We start from the raw sequence: 487 nt of genomic DNA, 5'->3' as shown, positions 1-487 counted from the left end.
GAGCAGCGCAACAAACCTAAATTGAGACGTAAGCTCATTGAACGCAGTTTAATGGTTTTAGCTTTGGTGGGTTCGTTTGCCGTCGCTTCCTTGTTCGCCGATGTGTTTTATAGAGTGCAAGATGCGATAACACCTAATAGTCAAATATATGGAACTTGGGTCGAGCAAGCTGTCGCTCGTTATGCTGCGGACGAGTTTGTGCTGAGTGAAAATGGTGTGTCAGTACGAGGCTCTGTTGTGTCGACTCATTTTGATTTTGATGGCAAGTACTTCGAATATAAGGCAGGTAATAAAACGTATCACTTTCGCCTAACGAATTCTGATAAAACAGAAATGATGCTTGTATCGGATAATCACTATAATCCAGTCTTTCGCCTCAAAGGTTATATCGATAACTCAGTTCGATAGGTTATCTTACTGTAAACATTTACAATCTAAGATTGTGTTATCTGATCGTTTTTGTCATCCTCGATGCATAGAATATTTA

1 protein-coding gene is annotated in these 487 nt (G+C 39.8%); it reads left to right on the top strand.

Annotation, left to right across the window (positions count from 1 at the left end):
- Positions 1-408 (top strand): DUF2850 domain-containing protein (locus AB4653_RS17940; protein WP_372104892.1); only part of this gene is annotated, 408 nt, incomplete at its 5' end.
- Positions 409-487 lie beyond the last annotated feature (79 nt).

Origin of the sequence: Vibrio sp. 10N.222.48.A3, from assembly GCF_041475345.1 — a bacterium.
Lineage (GTDB): Bacteria > Pseudomonadota > Gammaproteobacteria > Enterobacterales > Vibrionaceae > Vibrio > Vibrio tasmaniensis_A.
The sequence above is the reverse complement of the archived record's forward strand: the minus strand, read 5'-3'. Positions and strand labels throughout refer to the sequence as shown.